This window comes from Microbacterium binotii (assembly GCF_021398715.1).
Classification (GTDB): domain Bacteria; phylum Actinomycetota; class Actinomycetes; order Actinomycetales; family Microbacteriaceae; genus Microbacterium; species Microbacterium binotii_A.
In genome coordinates, this window is record NZ_CP090347.1 from 2690471 (window position 1) to 2709346 (window position 18876).

Sequence of the window (18876 nt, forward strand, 5' to 3'; positions counted from 1 at the left end):
AGGCGCTCGGGGGCTCTAGATGGCACCTGGGGTCATGACGATGCCCTTTGGCGCGCGCCCGCGGCACGGCGCGCGAACTGATTCTTCAGCGTGGGAGATCCTCGCGAACGGGCAAGAGAGCCGCCCGCTGCCGACGTGCGAGCAGCGCACGGATGCCCTTACGAGCCGGTTCCTCCACGAGGTGATAGCAAGCCGCACCGGCAGCCACGGCAGCCGCGTAGTACCCCGACATCACAACTACTCGAACCGAACGGATCCAGCCGCGAGTTCACTGCCGACGGGATGGGCGTGACAGCCACGCGAACCCAAGCGATTGAGAGTCGGCGTCGGCGTCGGTGAGCAATACGAAGTTGTCAATACACGACTCCGTTGCCCTGATGTTGAGCGTCGCTGCTCAGGAATCCGCCGACATCGTGGTCCCCAACGCAGTAATATCGCCGCCCTACGGGGCGAGAATCGGGTGACCGTAGCGAAAATAGGCTCGGTATGAGTCCGGCGGATCAGTAACTGCGCAATTGTCCGCCTTGTTCACCTGCCGAAACGTCGTGATTCCATCGATTCACGCACTGCTAAGGCGCCGGCGAACCCTTCCGCGCGCTGTCCACCGACAGGAGATCGGCGCGACTCGGCGCTTACGAGTCGGAGAGTCATCGCTCTCGTTTGGAGGAGCGGCCGACGTTGGCTTGCGTTCCGACGGCCGCGATCACCATTTCAGTGAGGTTCTCTAGCGTTGCGCTCCGACTCAAAGCGGCACTGTTCGCCTTATCTACGAGCATCGACTAAGTGTTCCGTTCGCGCAACAGATCGCTTTTGAGATCCTGTCGCGCCTCGGTGCCGTGCAGCGCGTTTGCTCAGCACGAGAACCAGCAGCGCAGGCGCAAGCGGGAGCAGAAGGCGCTGAGCGTTGTACGTGAACGTTCCCCGCATGAGCGCGAAAGTGTAGCCCGCCGCCACTGCGTACACGAAGAAGGCAGCGAACGACGCAGTCTGCGCGCGGCGTGCAAGCATACCGAGAAGCAATCCGAATACGAGCATGACTACGGCCACACCGATGAGGCCGAAATTGACGTAAGGCTCACTGTAGGTCGAGAAGGCAAACCCGATCCCCTTCTCAGCAGTCACGGGGAAGAGAACCTGGTTGAGATAGGTATCGGTCGGGAGAGGTTTGTCCTCCCAGAACGCACGCGGGAGCGGCGCAACAATGAAACCGAGGTAAGAACGACCGAGCAAGAGCCCCAGGCTACCCGATTCTTGTGCACTTACTTGGACAGCGAGAGCGTCCACCATCGCCGTGTCCAGGCCACCCAGGAACCCTCCGAAGAACTGCGAGGGGGACAAAGCGTCACCAATAGCCGCGCTAATGCTGCCGCCAGCTGACAAGGAGTCTCTCCAGATGCGGGGAGCGATCACGCCGAGAATGAGGACGAGCGGGACGATGAGCACCATACGCAACGGCGACACAAGCTTCGACCGGGTCCTCACAAGCAGGAGAATCAGCGCCACGACGACAGGCAGAAACGCGGACCGGCTTCCCGAGAGCAAGCTCGGCACAAGCACCAGCACGACAAGTCCTCCGAACCCGAGGGCCGCTCGCCTGCGCCCGAACGTGATCGCGTAGAGCAGACCAACGAGCGCGGCTCCTAGCGCGAAGGTGAGGCCAGAGTAGAAGTAGCCCGCCGTCGATGAGACGGCTTCCCTCAATTCATCGTTCCGCCCCGCGACGATGGAGTTCAGGTAAGCACCCACACCCGTCTGCGCCACGTAAACGCTGTAGAGACCAAGCCCGCCGACGAACACGACCAGCGACCACCGCCTTGCCGCGATCCATCGCTGCTCTGGCCAAGGCTCGAGCGCGGGCATGTCAGAGGCACTGCGCTCTCGTCCTACCCCAATCGCGTATCCGAAGCTGATGGCAAGCAGCCCAATGCCGCTTACCACCTCAGCCATGACGAAGGCCTCGTCGTATGGCGCAGACGTGAAGATACTTCGCGCGCCCTCGAAGGCAATCGCGTAGGCAGGTCGGCCTATGAAGAGAACCGCGTGGCTGATGACAAGAAACCCGATCAAAGAAAGCCAACGGAAGCGTCCCGTCATGGACGCGATGATTGTTATCGACAGCAAAACCGCGACGATCCCCACCGCGACGCCGCCAGCAGCTTGCGACGACGACGCAACCGCTGAGACACACAGAGCGATGACCACCGTCAACGCGATTGCCGCCCACGCCCAGACTGAGCCTCCGCTGCGATTCACGTCGCGACCTCCTCGCCCGAGCGCGCGAACCCGATTCGATAGTAGATGTGCGCAATGATCGCGGATGCGATGATTGCAGCCGTGAGCCAGGCGATCCCGCCTGCTGCGCCGAGCGCGATCAGCCCGAGATACAACAAGTTAAGCGCTGCCATCGCGATTGGGAAGCTCGTACGGACACCGTTCGCGTACTCCCAAGCAAACAGACACTGATTGATCGCAGACACACCGACAACGAAGAAAGCACCCACCGCCACGGGCCAACCCGAAGCGAACTCCGTGCCATACAGGAACGGAAGCGCCCAGGGGGAGACAACAGACAGTACGAGCAACGCTGCGGCGTAGTAGGTCGTCAGGCGCACGGCCTTCTGGACGAGCGGCTTGCTGGCTACTCCCTTGTTCTGACGGTCTGCTAGTTCCGGCACGAGACTCTGAATGAGCGAACTCGTCAAGAGCACGAACGGAGACACCAGCTTGGTGGCAGCGGAATACAGGCCAGCCAAGGCGGTCCCGCCGATCGCGCCGACAAGGACGACATCAAGCTGCTTGATGTTGTCCGCGATGCTTGTTGCCGCGTAACGCCAGCGGCTGGAGATGAACCTGATCGGGTTCACCGGCTTCGCTAGGTGCCGGAGGATGGCAAATCCACCCCCCATGAAGTTGACTGCTCCCGCGAGCCCAACTACCCAATAGCTCATAGGGGCCCCGTTGAGGGCCGCAAACCACCCCGCCGCAGCCAATGCCAGGGTGAGAACGCGTCGCGTGAGCAGAATAGCCACAGCGAGCCGTTCGCGGTAGAGGCCGACTAGCAGGTTCTGAATGAGATTCGCCCAAGTCTCGCCAACTGCAAACACCGCAACAGCAAGAGCTATCGCCATCCCCGCGTCGAAGACGAGCCCCCAAAGGAGCACAACCGACGAAATGATCAGGACATTGGTCACCGCCCTGACCGACAGCATCGTCGAGACGATCCTCTCCGGCTCCGCTTCCTTACTTATCCTCAAGCTAATCGACCCAAAGCCAAACTCGAATGCCGACATACATACGAGCGTCAGCGCGTAGCCGACAGAGAACACACCGAAACCCTCGAGCCCAAGCACCTGCGCGAGCAGCGCGAAGAAGACGGCCTGGAGCGCCGCCGCTATCATTTTGCCCACCGTGAGCGTCGCGAATCGCTTCCCGGTAGCCGATCCGAGCCGTCTGATGAACCACTTCATGCGCCGGACGTTGCTCTCGCGTCGAGATAGTCCGCGACCGCAGCACCGTAGTCGGTCCAACTCCAGCCGTCCCGCATAGTAGCGGAGGCTAGCGTCGCGCTGCGGGCACGAGCGGATTCATCCTTACCCCACTCGAGAAGCACATCAGCAATTGCAGAAGCGTCGCCGGGTGGCACCAGGCGGGCGCCCCCCGACTGAAGAAGACCGAGATCCGTCGCCCCACAACGTTCGGTGACGATTGAGGGCAGTCCGATCGCCGCTGCCTCCGCGAGCGCGTTGCCAAACCCATCCAAGATCGTGGGAAAAGCGAAGACATGCGCCGTTCCCATCAGCTGCCAGAGCTCTTCCTGCGCTACGCGCTCGACATGCTTGATGTCCGCCGACGGATATCGCCTGCGGAGCATGTCGACCATTCTCAAGCTGTCGCTTCCCACCAGTATGAGTTCAGTGGGAATGAGTGCGCTCACCCGCTCCACGGCCTCTGCGAGATAAGACAACCCCTTCCGCTGGTTGATCTGCCCTGCATAAATCAACTTCAGAGGCTCCTCGGGGAGCCTTGGGCGCTGTCGCAAAGCAGCACCCCGAATACCCAACCTCGTCAGCTTCTCCAAGTCGACGGCGAGCGGCACAGCACGAACATCGAGCTCATCCCATCTCGAATAGGAGAGAGCAGTGAAAGAGCTGTTGGCCACCACTGCCTCGGCACCGCTTACGTCAAGATCAGCTTCGAAAGACGGCGCCTCGGGAATGACGCCCAGATATCGCGACCAGCGCTCGTTGACGGCGGCCTCTTCTTCGAGAATCTCTCGGCAGTATGCTGCATCCGGCAGCGGCGTGTAGAGCACATAGGGCACCGACTGTCGCCTACAAAAACTCTCTACGCCCGATGCAGTTTCAGTCGGCAACACCAGTGTCGGCAGCGGGCCACCACTGCGCATCAGCCCGCGGATGTAGCGCTCTAGCGCGCGTCCGGTGAGTTGATTCCTAGGCTTGAGCAACTTGTTGCGGAGCTCCGAGAAGCCCATTGCCATGAGTCCAGTCGAGAGGGCGTCCAGAGCGGCGGCTGGCCTTCGGACATATCCGCGAGAAAGCGCCCTCGGCAGCGCACGGTTCGAGACCTCCGGACGAAACTTGCCGACCGCGCGAAGCATCGGGTCGTCAGCGGCGAACTGGAGCCCGGTCCAGTAGCTATCCAACTCGCCTCGCTGCGCGAAGGCGCTCGCGATCCACCGAGGCGCAGGATGCGAGCCCGGGTTCAGAACAATGTACTTGGCGGTCACTGCACGCCCCGAATCGCACTGTCGAATACACCGGCGAGTTGTTCTGGCGTGTGAGCGAGTATTTGCGGATTCGCAATATGTCCCGCCCACTGCTCGCGCGACTGACGCATGGCGAGCGCTATCTCTCCTGGCGCGGTACCAGTCACGAAGACTCCGTCCATGGCCGAAACGGACGGGGCCACGCCCGACACTTCCGAAACGACCACATGCATCCCTGCAGTCAGAGCCTCGTTGACAACAAGTCCCCAGACCTCTTCGGTGGATGGAAGCACGAGCGTGTCGTGCCTATGCATGATGGCTGGAAGTTCCTCGTACGCCTGCGCCCCTCGCATGATGATGTGATCGCGGAGTCCATGGCGATCGATGGCTGCCTCAATCGCAGCGCTGAGCTCTCCCTTGCCTACGAGAGTGAGCCGGTCGTGTTCCCTCCGCGCCGCAGCAAAGGCGTCGACGAGAGCGAGAACGTTCTTTCGTGCGATTAGCTGACCGACATAAAGGAACGCATGTCCGTCGTCGGCGGCTCGTGACGACCCGCTGTCACGCACGAAAGCGGACGTATCTATGGCGTTAAAGCCCACGAAGATGCGGCGCTCATCTACGCCCATCGCCCGCACCGCTTCTCCTGCCGCTACTCCCGGGACGACAACGGCATCCAAGCGTCTGAAAAAGTTGGCGCGCGCTCTCGCCACCAACCCTGACCTATGTCGGGACGTCGCGAGGGTGGACTCATAGAATCCAATCGTGCGCACCCCTCGACGTGTTGCCGCCCGCAAGAGTTGCCAGTAGGCGGGTTGCTCCCATCCGCCCAGGACCACCGCGTCAAGGGACTCCTCTACAGCGCCTGAAGCGCGTTCCGCCAAGAAGAACCATCGCCGCCCCCTTACCCGGAGCATGCGGGTGCGGGCTGCTGCCAGCTCAGCATTACCGAGACCAGCGGAGTCCACCCTCCAGTCACGGCCTCGATTGCCACGTTGCTGCGCCTTCTCGAACTGGGAATCGCTGTGCAAGACCCGTACGTGAAGATCGACACCGTCAGCGAGCGCCGCCCAGACAGGTCGACGGTAGGGCGCAGCCATGTTCGTAACCCAAAGCACACGTGGCCGAAGTCCGCACTCCAAGAACGTCTCTTCTCTCGAGTTCATTCGTCGATAGCACCCGCCTGGCCCTGATTCGCCATGTAAACGGAAGCCAGGTCCCCTGCCACCGCACCGATGCTCAGTTCAGCTCGGAGGTACCTCTCCGCCCCAGCTCGCAGCTCTACGGCGACCGCCGGTTGGGTCATGATGTCGCGCACACCACGGGCCAGTTCCGCTGGCGTACCGTCAGTGATAACGGCTGCTGCGTACCGTCTCGCAGCCGGAGCGATCCCTAGGGAGGAGGTCGCCACGACCGGAGTCCCTGCCCGGAAGGCTTCGAGCACTGACATTGGGAAGACCTCGTTGAACGACGGCAGGACATACGCGCGGGCAGAAGCGATGAGAGCGTCTGTCCGCGAGGGGTCAACGGGACCGATCCACTCGACTCTGTCACTCATCCCGCTTGCCGCGATTGCCTCTACGACGGCGGGGGCCTCGCCTTCGTCCGGGCCTGCCAGAACGAACCGCGTGTCGGGAAGCGCGTCGCGAAGCAATCGCGCCATCTCGACAAACTCCACAGGACGCTTCCGCGGCGCAAGCCGTGCAAGGAACAGGACGACGTTGCGGCGATTCTCGTAAGGTTCCTGCCTCTCAAAGTGGATGCCGTTCCGCACTGTTCTCGTCGAGGCAGAGGGCTCTATGTCCGTGATGTCCGAGTTCTCCTGCTCGGTCAAGGTGAACACCGTTCGCGCGTCTCGCAGAAGGCGCTTCGTCGCGAGGGCATCGAGGGGCGGGGCCAACGGATTTCTTGAGGCGTCGATCATCCCGTGCGTCTGTAGAACGTACGGCACTCCCATAGCACGAGCCTTCAAAGCCGCGGGGATCGTAACAAGATCGCGAGCCATGTGGATGTGAACGACGTCCATCTCTGCGAGTTCCTTGCTTAAGGCTCGCTGCAGAGAGGGCGAGAAGAGCGCGGCGAAGCCCCCGATCGGCGCAAGGCGCCGAGCGCGATATGTCTTCAGCATGAAGCCGGCCTCGTTGCGGATTCCGATAGTCGATTCGGGAGCCGCCCCGTACACCGTGACCTCGTGACCAAGCTCCGCGAGGGCCTCCGCCTGCGCCAGAGCTACCCGCACCGGCCCTCCGAAGGCGCCGTCCGGCGACACATAAGTCACCACGTGAGCGATTCTCACGAGCCAGCTCTCATTGAAGGGAAACGCTGCCCAAGGACTTTAGGATCGCCAACTCCGACCACAGTGTTTGGCTCGACCAGTCCCGAAACAACTGTCGTGGGACCCACCAGCGCCGATCGCCCGATACGGGACCCGCCGAGGATGACGCAGCGACTCGTCACCCAGGCGCCGTCCTCGATGTGGATCGGCCGCGTGATCAGCGCCATGTCCTTGCGATGGCGGTGGCTGCCGGTGGTGAGAAAGGTCTCTTGTGAGACGACGACATCGTGACCGATGTAAACGTGATCTTGGTTGTGAAACCAGACCCCCTCACCGATCCAGCTGCGGTCCCCGATGTGAAGCTTCCACGGGAACTTCACGCGGGTGCGGGGACGGAACACCACGCCCTGTCCGATCTCGGCTCCGAACATCCGGAGCACACGGATCCGAAGGCCGGAACTGATCTGCCAGGCATTCGTCACGAAGAGCAGTTCGCAGATCGCCCACGCGTAGATCTTCCAGGTCGGCTGATCCCAGGCCGCCCGCTCTCCGGGAGCCTTCGAGAGGTCGATCACCGGGATGTCAGACACCGTGCACCTTTCGAAACGAGCGGGTAACCATTGCCGCTATATGGTCGGGTGCATGTCGAACGTTGCCCCCGCTGTCACTGTAGTCGGGCTCAACTTCCCGCCCGAGCCCACCGGCATCTCTCCCTACACGGGAGCCATGGCCCGCGGCCTGGCCGAGCGCGGAGTCCGCGTCCGAGCCATCACAGCGCACCCTCATTATCCGGAGTGGCAGGTTTCGGCAGGTTACGGACAGTGGTCGCGGAAGGAACTTCTGGCGGGAGTTCACGTACACCGGCTGCTCCACTACGTTCCCAAGCCGCCCACCGGCATCCGGCGATTGGGCTCGGAGATCACCTTCGGGCTGCGCGCGTCGGCCGCCCGATGGGGTTCGCCCGATGCCGTGGTGTTCGTTTCCCCCGCGCTCTTCTCTTCGTGCATCGCGATGCTGAAAGCACGTAGTTTCCACCGTCGCCGGCCCACGATCGTCTGGGTGCAGGACCTCTACAGCCTCGGCCTCTCCGAGACGGGCCAGGGTTCGGGGTTCGTCGGCAAGATCATGCAGCGTGCCGAGGGCTGGTTGCTGCGCCGAGCCGACAGGGTCGTCGTGATCCATGACCGGTTCGCCCGCCGCGTCGCGGAGGACTTCGCGGTCCGGCCCGAACGCATCGAGGTCGTCCGGAACTGGACCCACCTGCCGCCCACACCCGTGGTGGACCGCACCGAAGCGCGGCGAGCACGCGGCTGGGGTGACGAGACCGTCGTCCTCCATGCCGGCAACATGGGCGTCAAGCAGGGACTGGACAACGTCGTGGCGGCAGCACGCCTGGCCGACGAACGCGGAGAAGACGTCCGGTTCGTACTCCTCGGTAACGGCGGTGAACGCGATCGACTGCGCGCGTCCGCGGACGGTATCCGCCGCATCGAGTTCATCGACCCACTCCCGGACGCTGAGTTCACGCAGGCTCTCGCCGCGGCCGACGTGCTCCTGGTGAACGAGCTTCCGGGCGTCGCCGAGATGGCGGTCCCCAGCAAGCTCACTTCTTACTTCTCGACCGGCCGCCCCGTCCTGGCCGCCACGGACGAAAGCGGAATCACCGCCGAGGAGGTGCGAACCGCGGGCGCCGGAGTCGTGGTCGCGGCGGGCTCGCCCGACGCGCTGCTCGACGGCGCGGTACAGCTCGGCAGCGATCCGACCGCGTCGGCTGACCTCGGCGCGAATGGAAAGCGTTACCGAGAGACGGTGCTCGACGAAACATTCGCGATCGATCGATTCGCTAATCTACTCACGCTGCTCACCAACGGGGGACGTGAGCAGCCCGAAGCGCACCGAACTTCGCTATAGCCCCCTGAACGGAGCTCTACCTTGACCAAGCGCGCCCTCATCACTGGCATCACCGGTCAGGATGGTTCGTACCTCGCCGAGCTCCTGCTCTCCAAGGGCTACGAGGTCCACGGGATCATCCGCCGCGCGTCGACCTTCAACACCCACCGGATCGACCACCTGTACACCGATCCGCACAATCCCGAGACGCGCCTCTTCCTGCACTACGGCGATCTCTCCGACGGGTCCCGGCTTGTGACTCTTCTCGCCGAGATTCAGCCCGACGAGGTCTACAACCTTGCCGCGCAGTCTCACGTTCGAGTGTCGTTCGATGAGCCCGAGCACACCGCCGACACCACCGGCACGGGCACCATCCGCCTGTTGGAAGCGGTGCGCCTGTCCGGTATTTCTACGCGGTTCTACCAGGCGTCGACGTCGGAGCTTTACGGCGCGACTCCGCCTCCGCAGTCGGAGACGACGCCGTTCTATCCGCGTTCGCCGTACGCGGCCGCAAAGCTCTACAGCTTCTGGATCACGAAGAACTACCGCGAGGCGTACGACATGTTCGCCGTGAACGGCATCCTCTTCAATCACGAGTCCCCTCGTCGAGGTGAGACGTTCGTCACCCGCAAGATCACTCGCGCGGTCGCCCGCATCAAGGCGGGCGTGCAGAAGGACATCTACCTCGGCAACCTCGACTCGATCCGCGACTGGGGCTACGCCGCCGAGTACGTCGAGGGTATGTGGCGCATCCTGCAGGCCGACGAACCCGAGGACTTCGTGCTCGCGACCGGCGTCGGCTACACGATCAAGGACTTCCTGGAGACCGCGTTCGGTCATGTCGGGCTGGACTGGCAGGAGTTCGTGAAGTTCGACGAGCGGTACCTGCGGCCGACCGAGGTCGACGCGCTGATCGGCGACCCGACGAAGGCCGCCGACAAGCTCGGATGGGTTCCCACGATCGACGGGAAGGAACTGGCCAAGCTCATGGTTGACGCCGACGTGGAAGCACTGGACAAGGGCTCGGACTGGATCGACACCGTGAAGCTGGCTTCGTGGGGCACGAAGTGACGACTGCGGTCGACGGCGTGCAGTACACGCCCGGGGAACTCGACCGTGATGCGACCTTCTACGTTGCAGGCCACCGGGGGCTCGTGGGTTCGGCGATCTGGCGCAGGCTGGAAGCATCGGGCTTCGAGAACATCGTGGGCCAGACCTCCGCTGAGCTCGATCTGAAGAACCGGGACGCGGTCTTCGAGTACATGGGCAAGACGAAGCCCAAGTATGTCGTGCTCGCAGCGGCGAAGGTCGGCGGCATCATGGCCAACTCGACCTTCCCCGTCGACTTCCTCAGCGACAACATGCGCATCCAGGTGAACGTCCTGGATGCGGCGCTGGCGAACGATGTCGAGCGAGTGCTGTTCCTCGGATCGTCGTGCATCTACCCGAAGTTCGCGGAGCAGCCGATCCGAGAGGATTCGCTGCTCACCGGTCACCTCGAGCCCACGAACGATGCCTACGCGATCGCGAAGATCGCCGGCATCCTCCAGACCCAGGCGGTGCGGCGTCAGTACGGGCTGCCGTGGATCAGCGCGATGCCGACCAACCTCTACGGACCGAACGACAACTTCTCTCCGAAGGGTTCGCACGTGCTGCCCGCACTGATCCGTAGGTATGACGAGGCGGCGAAGGCGGGGGCGTCCTCCGTGACCAACTGGGGAACCGGTACACCGCGGCGTGAATTCCTGCATGCCGACGATATGGCGGACGCGGTCCTGCACCTGATGGAGCACTACGACGGACCCGACCAGGTCAACGTGGGCACCGGCTCCGACGTCACGATCCGTGAGATCGCTGAGACCATCGCCACGGTCACGGGGTTCTCGGGTGACACGGAGTGGGACACCACGAAGCCGGACGGCACGCCGCAGAAGCTCCTCGATGTCTCCAAGCTCGCCGAAGCAGGATGGACCTCGAAGATCGGCCTCGAAGAGGGGATGGAGCGCACCGTCGCTTGGTACCGCGACCACGTGGACTCCATCAGGGAGTAGCCGGTGTTTCGACACATCGTGCTGTTCCGCGTCCATGACGACGTAGCAGACGAGCGAGTGGCCGAAGCGATCGACGCGCTTCGGTCACTCGCAGTTTTGCCGGGTGTCGCGCAATGGCGCATCGAAAGATCGCTCGACGCGCGCAAGGGACGCGTGATCGTGGAAGATGCGACATTCGCGGATCGCAACGCATTCGACGACTTTCGCGTCCACCCTGAGCACATGCGCGTCGCCGAGCAGATGTCCCGCATCGCCGATTGGTGGAATGGCGACTACATCGCCTGAGCGGTGATGACTCCCATGCGCTGAAGAAGCTCGGCGCAACCCGGCCACAGCGGCGACGGCAGCGAGCTCGCGGGAAAGTACTCAAATCTGAGCGCCTCGTTAGCCGGGCGCGTATCGGTCGGAAGTTCCACGACGAAAGACAGACCGATCGCCTGCTTGCGGGGGTCGTCACCGAATACGGTGCCGTCGGTCGGCGCAAGCTCTGCGGGAAACCACTCGTACACGTAGTCCGGCTGAGGGTTGAGGGAGAGCTCCGGCGCCACCCCCACGGTCTCTGTCGCGTGGCGACGAATGGCGTCTGCGATCGTTTCTCCGCGTTGGATCCGTCCGCCGAGATGGCACCACACCTGCCCGTGGGGCGACTCCCGGAGAATAAGTCCGATCTCGCGCGATCCTGCGCGGCTCGTGCGCACGGGAACGAAGTCGACGCATGCGATCGGAACCGACTGCTCGATGCGGTCGTAAAGCTCTCTCGGGAGGAAAGTCATCGTGCGTCCTTCGTAACAGGCCGTATACGTGCATCTGGTAGACAGATTGAGCGCGCGAGCCCAGGATGATTCGTCCTCACCACGGCCGCGAGCCAAATCTACGGGGAGATTCATGAAGCTTTCGGTCATCGGTTGCGGGTACCTCGGCGCCGTTCACGCGGCAGCAATGGCATCCATCGGCCACGAAGTGGTCGGCATCGACGTGGATCAGCGCAAGATCGACGCGTTGTCGAAGGGCGAGGCCCCGTTCTTCGAGCCCGGCCTCCAGGAGATCCTCGCCGAAGGGATCGCGTCCGGCAATCTCAGCTTCACGACCGACATGGCCGCCGCACAGGGGGCGAAGGTCCATTTCGTCGGTGTCGGCACCCCGCAGCAGAAGGACGGCTACGCAGCCGATCTCACCTACGTGAACGCAGCGGTTGACGGCCTGCTCCCCTACCTCTCCGAGGGCGACATCGTGGCGGGCAAGTCGACCGTTCCGGTGGGCACTGCCGCCGGGCTCGCCCCGCGCGTGACCGCCACGGGCGCGACACTCGTGTGGAACCCCGAGTTCCTCCGCGAGGGTTTCGCCGTGCAGGACACCGTCGATCCCGACCGCCTCGTCGCGGGCGTGCCCGCCGGCGATGAGGGCGAGCGCGCGGCATCCGTGCTGCGCGAGGTCTACCACCCCTCCGTCGCGAAGGGCACGCCCTTCATCGTCACCGACTACGCGACGGCTGAGCTGGTGAAGGTCTCGGCGAACGCGTTCCTCGCGACCAAGATCAGCTTCATCAACGCGATGGCCGAGATCGCCGAGGTCACGGGCGCCGACGTGACGCAGCTGGCCGACGCCATCGGACATGACGCCCGCATCGGGCGACGCTTCCTCGGCGCCGGCATCGGCTTCGGCGGCGGCTGCCTCCCGAAGGACATCCGCGCATTCAGCGCACGAGCTGAGGAGCTCGGGCGCGGCGAGTCCGTCGCGTTCCTCCGCCAGGTCGACGAGATCAACCTCCGCCGCCGTGAGCGTGCTGTGCAGCTCGTGGTCGAGGGCCTCGGCGGGTCGGTCTTCAAGAAGAACGTCACCGTGCTCGGTGCGGCGTTCAAGCCGCACTCCGACGACATCCGCGACTCGCCCGCGCTCGACGTCGCCGTCCGCCTGCACGGTCTCGGTGCCTGGGTGACCGTGACCGACCCGGCGGCGATCGAGAACGCCCGTCGTGTGCACCCGCAGCTGAACTACGTCGAGGATCGCGACGAGGCCCTGCGCGGCGCCGACGCGGTCATCATGGTGACCGAGTGGGACGAGTATCGTCGCGAACTCGACCCCGAGCACGCGTCGACTCTGACCGAGGGACGAGTCGTCGTCGACGGCCGCAACGGACTCGATGCGGCTGCCTGGCGCGCCGCCGGATGGACCTACCTGGGCATGGGACGCCCATAGAAAACCTCACCGAGCTCCGGATCACCGCGACACTCAAGAGGAATCGGCGATGCGTGCCCGTCGGCGCTCCCCTTGGTGGAGGAAGCTGATTCGACTCTTAGCGTTCGGGCTGAGCGTGATCGGCGCCTTCATCGGCGCTGGGACAGTGATCTACGCGCTGCCTCCCGCTGGCGACCCAAGCGATGCCGACCTGGTGTATGTCATCGGCCCTCCCACAGCCGCACGCATAACCGCCGCGGAACAGTTGATGTCCTCGGAGGGGATCAAGAACGCACTCATCTCCGTCTCGCCGCCAGAAGGCGATGCGAACTTTGGTGAGTCCTCGCTAACGTTCTGCAGACGAGAAGGTGTGCAATGCTCGACTCCTTCGCCGTTCACGACCAAAGGCGAGGCTCACATGCTCTCCGCCTACGCCAAAGAGCACGAAGTCAAGAAGGTCGTCGTTTTGACCGTTACTCCGCATGTCGCCAGGACGCGCTACATCTTCGCTCGATGTGCACCTGAGATCGATGTAGAAGTCGTCGCCGTCGAACGTGATCTCCCCCTCCTCGAGTGGGGTCGGCAATTCTTCTACCAGACAGGCGCATTCATCAAGGCTCTCGGCACCCCATGCGCCGACCATTCAGAGTGAGTCGGTGCGTTCTCGCTTCGCCGCTGAAGGACGTCACACGCGCGTAACTCGCGGCTGGCACTATGCGCTCATGACACCACGGCTGGCGTCGTGGTCAACGGGGGACGACGGCATGCTTCGTGAGCTGCTTTGGGGGCGAATAGGACGATGACGAATCGCATCACGCCGGACATTGAGAGGCGGACAAGCCGCTCAGGTCGAGCCGACCGCCGGGTCGCCAACAGGAACGTCGAGATGACGCCGTTCAGCGGGTTCCGGGGCGACATCGGTGGTCTGCGCGGCGTCGCGGTTCTATTGGTACTCACATCGCACCTCAACTTGGGATTCGACAACGGATTTGTCGGAGTTGACGTATTCTTCGTGATCAGCGGATTCCTGATCACTGGACTGATGCTCAAGGAGTACGGAGCGTCGCTGGAAACCGGCCAGGGGGGTCGGGTATCGCTGAGCAGCTTCTACGCGAGACGCGCAAGGCGAATACTGCCCGCCGCCGTCCTCTGCCTGGTGCTGACAGTTGCCGTGGCCAACGCCATTCTGAACAGCGGGGCCGCCGCCGAGGTCGAGCGGGACGCTTTGTGGTCGTTGCTCTTCGCGGCGAACATCGACCTCATCGCGTCATCAACGGACTACTTTCAGCAGGGGTTCGCCGTCTCGCCCCTTCAGAACTTCTGGTCGCTCGCCGTAGAAGAGCAGTTCTATATCGTCTGGCCCACCCTGATAGTTCTGGTGCTGGCACTGCACGGACTAACGGTGAGGCGCCGTCAGTTCCGGTGGAGCACCCGCGTGCTCACCCTCGTCTGCATCCTTGTTGTGGCTTCATTTGTCTGGTCAGTGATCAGTGCGACGACAGAGCCACAGGTGGGGTACTTCTCTACTCTGACGCGAGCGTGGGAACTCGGCATCGGGGCGGGAACGGCGTGTCTTGTGTTTATGACCAGGCGAGCCCCATCGTATTGGTGGGGGGTCGTCGGCGCGATGTCGATCATCGCGACGCTAGTGTTCATGCCAGCGGGAATGCCCTTCCCAGGCTGGGTGGCGATCTTCCCCGTAGTCGGGACGGCGCTCGTCCTGGCATCGGGTGCTGCACGACAAGGGCCTGTGTACGCCGCCCTCAACATTGCGCCCCTTCGATTCTTCGGCCTGGTTTCGTACTCGCTCTATCTGTTCCATTGGCCGATCATCGTCCTGTTCTCCAGACTCATGCCTGACTGGGACATGTGGCCACGCGCATTGGTTCTCGCTGCAGCATCCGTTGGCGTAGCGACCGTCTCCTACTACCTCGTCGAAAAGCCCACCCTCGCGCACCTTCCGAAGTTCTCGTTCGAAGCGTCGAAGTCAACGTCAGGGCCCCTCGCACCTCGCTTAACTGCGATCGCATTTAGCTCTGCACTCGCGTTGGCGGCAGTCGTAGTCTTCGCTCCTGTCGCGTATGAACAGACCGCCTACGCGCACGGCCTCTCGCTACGTGCTGAACCGGCCACCTACACGCCGCCCCCCCAACAACTCGACCGCGTCGAATGCTCCCGTGACGCCGTCGGCTGAAGAACTCGGTGTTCTCGCAGACGCTTGGCGAACGCAGGTACGTGCATCTGTGGGCCTGACGACCATCTCCTCCTCCCTCAGCCCCTCGCTGCTTGAACTTGCGGACCGCAAGGGCGAACAACCCGGCTCCTGCAGCGCACGTGAGTGTACGACAGGGCATGGTCCGCTGAATGCGCTGCTGATCGGCAACTCGTTCGCCGACATGATGTACCCGATGGTGCAACAAGCGTTTCCCGGGCAGGATTGGACGGTTCGGATCAAGTGGCGATCAGGGTGTCAGCTTGGGGCCGCTGATGATTGCCCCCAGATCTTCGATATCACCGGGGAGCAGGTTGATCTGCTGATCATCAGCGACTACGCCTATATCGACCAGAACATCGACCGCAAGACTCGCGATTGCAACATCGCGAGCGAACTGGCGAGCTACACGTCGCAGGTCCGACACGTTGTCTATCTCGGTCAGGTCCCAGGGGTAGAGAAGGCTCTGATCGATTGCGTGGATGCGTCAGGGAGCTTTGGGCCCGGCTGCGCGTCGGACCGGGAGAGGGTGGCCACCATAAACGGGTTGAAGGCTGCGGCAGCCTCCGCGGCCGGCGCGGTCTTCATCGACCCAACGGATTGGGTCTGCGACGGGAATGCCTGCCCCGTCGTCATCGGGGATGCACCGACCTATGTCGACACACAACATCTGACGTCTTCGGTGGCATCGGCTCTGGGCCCCACATTCCGGCTCAGCATTCTTCCGCTCGTCGAGCCTCTTGAGGCAACAATTGCGAGCGACTGACCTATCGCGAATCGCGCTCCCACTCTTGGAGGCATGCCGCCCCCGCACTTCAGGCTTCACCCGACGTGGACGGACTTGGGGCTGCGGTGGATCTCGGCTATCACGTCCCTCTCGGCCCCGCGCCCTGAAGACCTCCTGTGCACCCCTCGCGTAACCCGCGCCTGTGGCACGACGAGGTGGCCCCGGGTTGACGCCGGCCACGCCCAGACTTCGCTCGCTCCTCGGGCAGAGCGGCGGTGACCGAACGGTCGACCGCATCCATGTGATGCTTCGACGTCACCGCGACGTGTAGCCGCGAGGCTGGCACCCGTACGCATGCGATGCGCTCCTGCGCGGAGTCATCGTGCCGCCCGACGAGGTCACGGGCACCGACGCCGTCCGTCCCGCGGAGCCGGATGAGGTCGGTTGCGAGCGACGGCCGCGGCTCGGCGGCGGGCAACGGGATGTTGGCGCACTCTGCAACGCGCACGTGGTCGCCCTCCTGCGCCGGCATCGTGACGAGCGCATCCCGGGATGCGGCGGCGTTCCCGCCCCGGCGCACCCGCGTTCATAGGCGGTTCACCGAGTGCACACCGTCGACGACCCTCGCCCGGATAGACCTTTTCTCGGCCCGTCCCGAGGCCGCCGAAAGGATCTTCACAGCTCATGAAGCACCCGACCCGACGCGTGTGGAGCGTGGCCGCCGTGGCCGCTGCACTCGCGCTGATCTCCGCCGCCGCGGCCGCGCCGTCCGTCGCCGAGACACCCTCGCGCACGGTGGTCATCGACCCCGCCGCCGCATCCGGCACAGCGCCCGCGTGGCCCGCGATCGACCCCGCAGCGATCGATTCGACCGCGACCGACTCCGGCCGGGCCAGCGAGCTCGCCGCATCCGTCGTCGCGACCGCCCGCACCGGCGCGCAGGCCCTCGCGGGGAACACGCTCCCCGCCGCCGCGAACACCGTCCGCGCGCACTTCGCCGACTTCATCCCCGCCGGCACCCCGCTGCTCGCGTCCTCCGACGAGACCACGCTCATCGCCCTCGCCGGCAACACCGCCACCGTCGTCTTCGCCAACACCTCCAGCGCCCAGGCGACCGTCGAGATCGACGTGCGCTCCTTCGCCGATCACACCGCCGCGGCCACCACCGTGCACACCACCAGCGCGGCAGGCGAGCTCGTTGCCGCACCGGCGACGCCCGTTCCGACCACCGGCCTGATCACGGTCGCCGCCCCCGCGCACTCCATCGTCACCGCCGTCACAACCGGGCTCATCGTCACCGCCACCCCGGCAGCGTCCACCGCACGGGTCGCGCCCGCATCCGCGCTCGTCGGCGAAGGCCAGCTGCGCCTCATCGAGTCGTCCTACGCGCCCGGCAAGGTCATCGAGCTCGGCAACCCCGCCGCCCAGCCCACCGGCCCGGCGGGAGCGACCTACCCCGCCCGCGCCGCCGTGTTCACGATCTCCGGCGTCGCCGCCCTCACGCAGAAGCAGGCCGTCGTGTTCTCCCCCGTCACCGCCCGGGCCGACACCTACGTCATCTCCACCCAGGACGGCCGCGTGCTCTCGCGCCGCGACAACGCCGCGAGCGACTTCCGCTACCTGCAGCTCACCGAGCGCACCATCGACGACGCCGCCACCGACCCCTACGCGCAGTGGACCGCCGTCGACGCCGGAAACGGCGAGGTCTCGCTGCAGAACGTGCAGCGGGATGCGGGCGGCGCCATCGCGGCCCTCGACCTCTACAACTGGAAGACCGCCGACGCCTCCGAGGTGCAGACCTACACCTTCAGCGGCGCCGCCGTGCAGAAGTGGAAGATCCACCCCCTCGCCGCCACCGTCGCATCCGACACGGTCATCGTCCAGCCCGGCGCCGCACCCCAGCTGCCGACCCTGCTGCGCGCCGTCTACGGCTGGGGCACCCGATTCGAGATGACGACGCTCACCTGGAACCTGCCCGACGAGAACGTCTGGAACACCGACGGCACGGTCACCGTGACCGGCACCGGCATCGGCTACTTCGGCGAGCAGGTGCCCGTCGAGGCCCGCTACCTCATCGGCTCGCTCTCCGACGGCGCCGACGCCGCCTACACGACCTTCGCCGGCGTGCTCGTCAAAGAGCTCCAGATGCGCGCACCCCGTACCGTCGTCCGCGGCGTCTCCGGCTCCGAGGCCACCGTCGACGCCCCCGTCACCTGGGACTGGTCGCGCGTCACCGACGCCGACTTCGCCGCCCCCGGCACCGTCACCGTGCCCGCCTCCACGAAGAGCGGGTTCACGGCCAACCTCGTCATCACCGTGGCCCCCGCCGCCACCACCAACGTCCTGCGCGGCACCGGCGTGCACCACACCGTCACCCACATGGACGGCTCGAACTTCCAGCTCACCGACGGGGTGCGTAACGTCTCGGGCTTCTCCGACTGGCGATCGGGCGGCGCAGCCAACCGCGTGAACCGGAACACGATCACCTTCTACCTCGACGAGCCCCAGCAGGTCACCGGAGCCTCGGTGTTCGACATCGCCGGAAAGCAGAACATCGGCACCGTCACGGTGCAGTACCGCACACTCACCGGCGGCTGGGCGAACCTTCCCGGCACCGACTGGCCGGTCACCAACCCCACACCAGACCTCAGCCTCGAGGTCGCAGGCGAACCGGTCGTCGCCACCGGCGTGCGCGTCATCATCACGAACAAGTCCGCGAGCACGTGGATGACCCTCTCCGAGATCGAGGTCTCGGGCCTGACGGCGGGAGACGCACGATGATCCGCTCCGCTGCGCCTCTCACCGCCACATCCACCGAGGAGT

At 64.4% G+C, this 18876-nt stretch carries 16 protein-coding genes; 9 read left to right on the plus strand and 7 right to left on the minus strand.

Annotated features, from left to right (window positions below; translation table 11 throughout):
• Positions 1-762: 762 nt before the first annotated feature.
• Genes LXM64_RS13125 through LXM64_RS13150 form a run of 6 tightly spaced genes read right to left on the minus strand, consistent with a single transcriptional unit; the run spans position 763 to position 7588 of the window.
• A complete protein-coding gene (locus LXM64_RS13125) occupies positions 763-2253 on the minus strand; it encodes an O-antigen polymerase (RefSeq protein ID WP_234073583.1) in 1491 nt (496 codons plus the stop codon).
• Positions 2250-3467 carry a lipopolysaccharide biosynthesis protein gene (locus LXM64_RS13130; protein ID WP_234073584.1) on the minus strand — a complete coding sequence of 406 codons (1218 nt, stop codon included), beginning with the start codon at positions 3465-3467 and terminating at the stop codon, positions 2250-2252. The genes LXM64_RS13125 and LXM64_RS13130 overlap by 4 nt, the downstream gene beginning before the upstream one ends.
• Positions 3464-4747, minus strand: a complete 1284-nt coding sequence (locus LXM64_RS13135) for a glycosyltransferase family 4 protein (protein ID WP_234073585.1) — start codon at positions 4745-4747, stop codon at positions 3464-3466. The genes LXM64_RS13130 and LXM64_RS13135 overlap by 4 nt, the downstream gene beginning before the upstream one ends.
• On the minus strand, positions 4744-5889 hold the full coding sequence (locus LXM64_RS16125) for a glycosyltransferase family 4 protein (protein ID WP_326490530.1): 1146 nt from the start codon (positions 5887-5889) through the stop codon (positions 4744-4746). The genes LXM64_RS13135 and LXM64_RS16125 overlap by 4 nt, the downstream gene beginning before the upstream one ends.
• Positions 5886-7004: a glycosyltransferase gene (locus tag LXM64_RS13145; protein WP_234073586.1), complete on the minus strand. Its 1119-nt coding sequence runs from the start codon at positions 7002-7004 to the stop codon at positions 5886-5888. The genes LXM64_RS16125 and LXM64_RS13145 overlap by 4 nt, the downstream gene beginning before the upstream one ends.
• A gap of 11 nt (positions 7005-7015) precedes the next feature.
• Positions 7016-7588, minus strand: coding sequence for an acetyltransferase (locus LXM64_RS13150; RefSeq protein WP_234073587.1), 573 nt, complete (start codon positions 7586-7588; stop codon positions 7016-7018).
• A 52-nt stretch (positions 7589-7640) separates the two neighbouring features.
• On the opposite strand from LXM64_RS13150, the gene LXM64_RS13155 reads away from it, so the two are divergent.
• The 4 genes from LXM64_RS13155 to LXM64_RS13170 are packed head-to-tail and all read left to right on the plus strand — an operon-like array spanning position 7641 to position 11224.
• Positions 7641-8909, plus strand: a complete 1269-nt coding sequence (locus tag LXM64_RS13155) for a glycosyltransferase family 4 protein (protein ID WP_234073588.1) — start codon at positions 7641-7643, stop codon at positions 8907-8909.
• Between the two features lie 21 nt (positions 8910-8930).
• Positions 8931-9959 carry a GDP-mannose 4,6-dehydratase gene (gene gmd, locus LXM64_RS13160; protein WP_234073589.1) on the plus strand — a complete coding sequence of 343 codons (1029 nt, stop codon included), beginning with the start codon at positions 8931-8933 and terminating at the stop codon, positions 9957-9959.
• Positions 9944-10939 (plus strand): GDP-L-fucose synthase, encoded by a 996-nt coding sequence (locus LXM64_RS13165; RefSeq protein ID WP_326490531.1) that lies wholly within the window; start codon positions 9944-9946, stop codon positions 10937-10939. Before gmd ends, LXM64_RS13165 begins: the two co-directional genes overlap by 16 nt.
• Before the next feature lie 18 nt (positions 10940-10957).
• Entirely contained in the window at positions 10958-11224 is a 267-nt protein-coding gene (locus LXM64_RS13170) for a Dabb family protein (RefSeq protein ID WP_267955145.1), read from the plus strand.
• Here LXM64_RS13170 and LXM64_RS13175 read toward each other — a convergent pair.
• Positions 11212-11712 (minus strand): DUF4916 domain-containing protein, encoded by a 501-nt coding sequence (locus LXM64_RS13175; protein WP_234073591.1) that lies wholly within the window; start codon positions 11710-11712, stop codon positions 11212-11214. The genes LXM64_RS13170 and LXM64_RS13175 overlap by 13 nt on opposite strands.
• Positions 11713-11824: 112 nt before the next feature.
• Here LXM64_RS13175 and LXM64_RS13180 point away from each other — a divergent pair, with 112 nt between their 5' ends.
• From LXM64_RS13180 to LXM64_RS13200, 5 genes are all read left to right on the plus strand, one after another.
• Positions 11825-13135 (plus strand): UDP-glucose dehydrogenase family protein, encoded by a 1311-nt coding sequence (locus LXM64_RS13180; protein WP_234073592.1) that lies wholly within the window; start codon positions 11825-11827, stop codon positions 13133-13135.
• Between the two features lie 115 nt (positions 13136-13250).
• On the plus strand, positions 13251-13766 hold the full coding sequence (locus tag LXM64_RS13185; protein ID WP_234073593.1) for a YdcF family protein: 516 nt from the start codon (positions 13251-13253) through the stop codon (positions 13764-13766).
• Positions 13767-13913: 147 nt separating this feature from the next.
• Entirely contained in the window at positions 13914-15308 is a 1395-nt protein-coding gene (locus tag LXM64_RS13190; protein ID WP_234073594.1) for an acyltransferase family protein, read from the plus strand.
• Complete coding sequence (locus LXM64_RS13195) at positions 15292-16092, plus strand: SGNH hydrolase domain-containing protein (RefSeq protein WP_234073595.1); 801 nt, start codon at positions 15292-15294, stop codon at positions 16090-16092. The genes LXM64_RS13190 and LXM64_RS13195 overlap by 17 nt, the downstream gene beginning before the upstream one ends.
• Positions 16093-16737: 645 nt before the next feature.
• Positions 16738-18834 carry a hypothetical protein gene (locus tag LXM64_RS13200; protein WP_234073596.1) on the plus strand — a complete coding sequence of 699 codons (2097 nt, stop codon included), beginning with the start codon at positions 16738-16740 and terminating at the stop codon, positions 18832-18834.
• Positions 18835-18876: the final 42 nt, after the last annotated feature.

Coding starts and splice junctions, on each gene's coding strand:
- LXM64_RS13130 (WP_234073584.1), bottom strand. CDS start 3,467: ATGAAGTGGTTCATCAGACGGCTCGGATCGGCTACCGGGAAGCGATTC.
- LXM64_RS16125 (WP_326490530.1), bottom strand. CDS start 5,889: ATGAACTCGAGAGAAGAGACGTTCTTGGAGTGCGGACTTCGGCCACGT.
- LXM64_RS13155 (WP_234073588.1), top strand. CDS start 7,641: ATGTCGAACGTTGCCCCCGCTGTCACTGTAGTCGGGCTCAACTTCCCG.
- LXM64_RS13175 (WP_234073591.1), bottom strand. CDS start 11,712: ATGACTTTCCTCCCGAGAGAGCTTTACGACCGCATCGAGCAGTCGGTT.
- LXM64_RS13180 (WP_234073592.1), top strand. CDS start 11,825: ATGAAGCTTTCGGTCATCGGTTGCGGGTACCTCGGCGCCGTTCACGCG.
- LXM64_RS13190 (WP_234073594.1), top strand. CDS start 13,914: ATGACGAATCGCATCACGCCGGACATTGAGAGGCGGACAAGCCGCTCA.
- LXM64_RS13200 (WP_234073596.1), top strand. CDS start 16,738: ATGAAGCACCCGACCCGACGCGTGTGGAGCGTGGCCGCCGTGGCCGCT.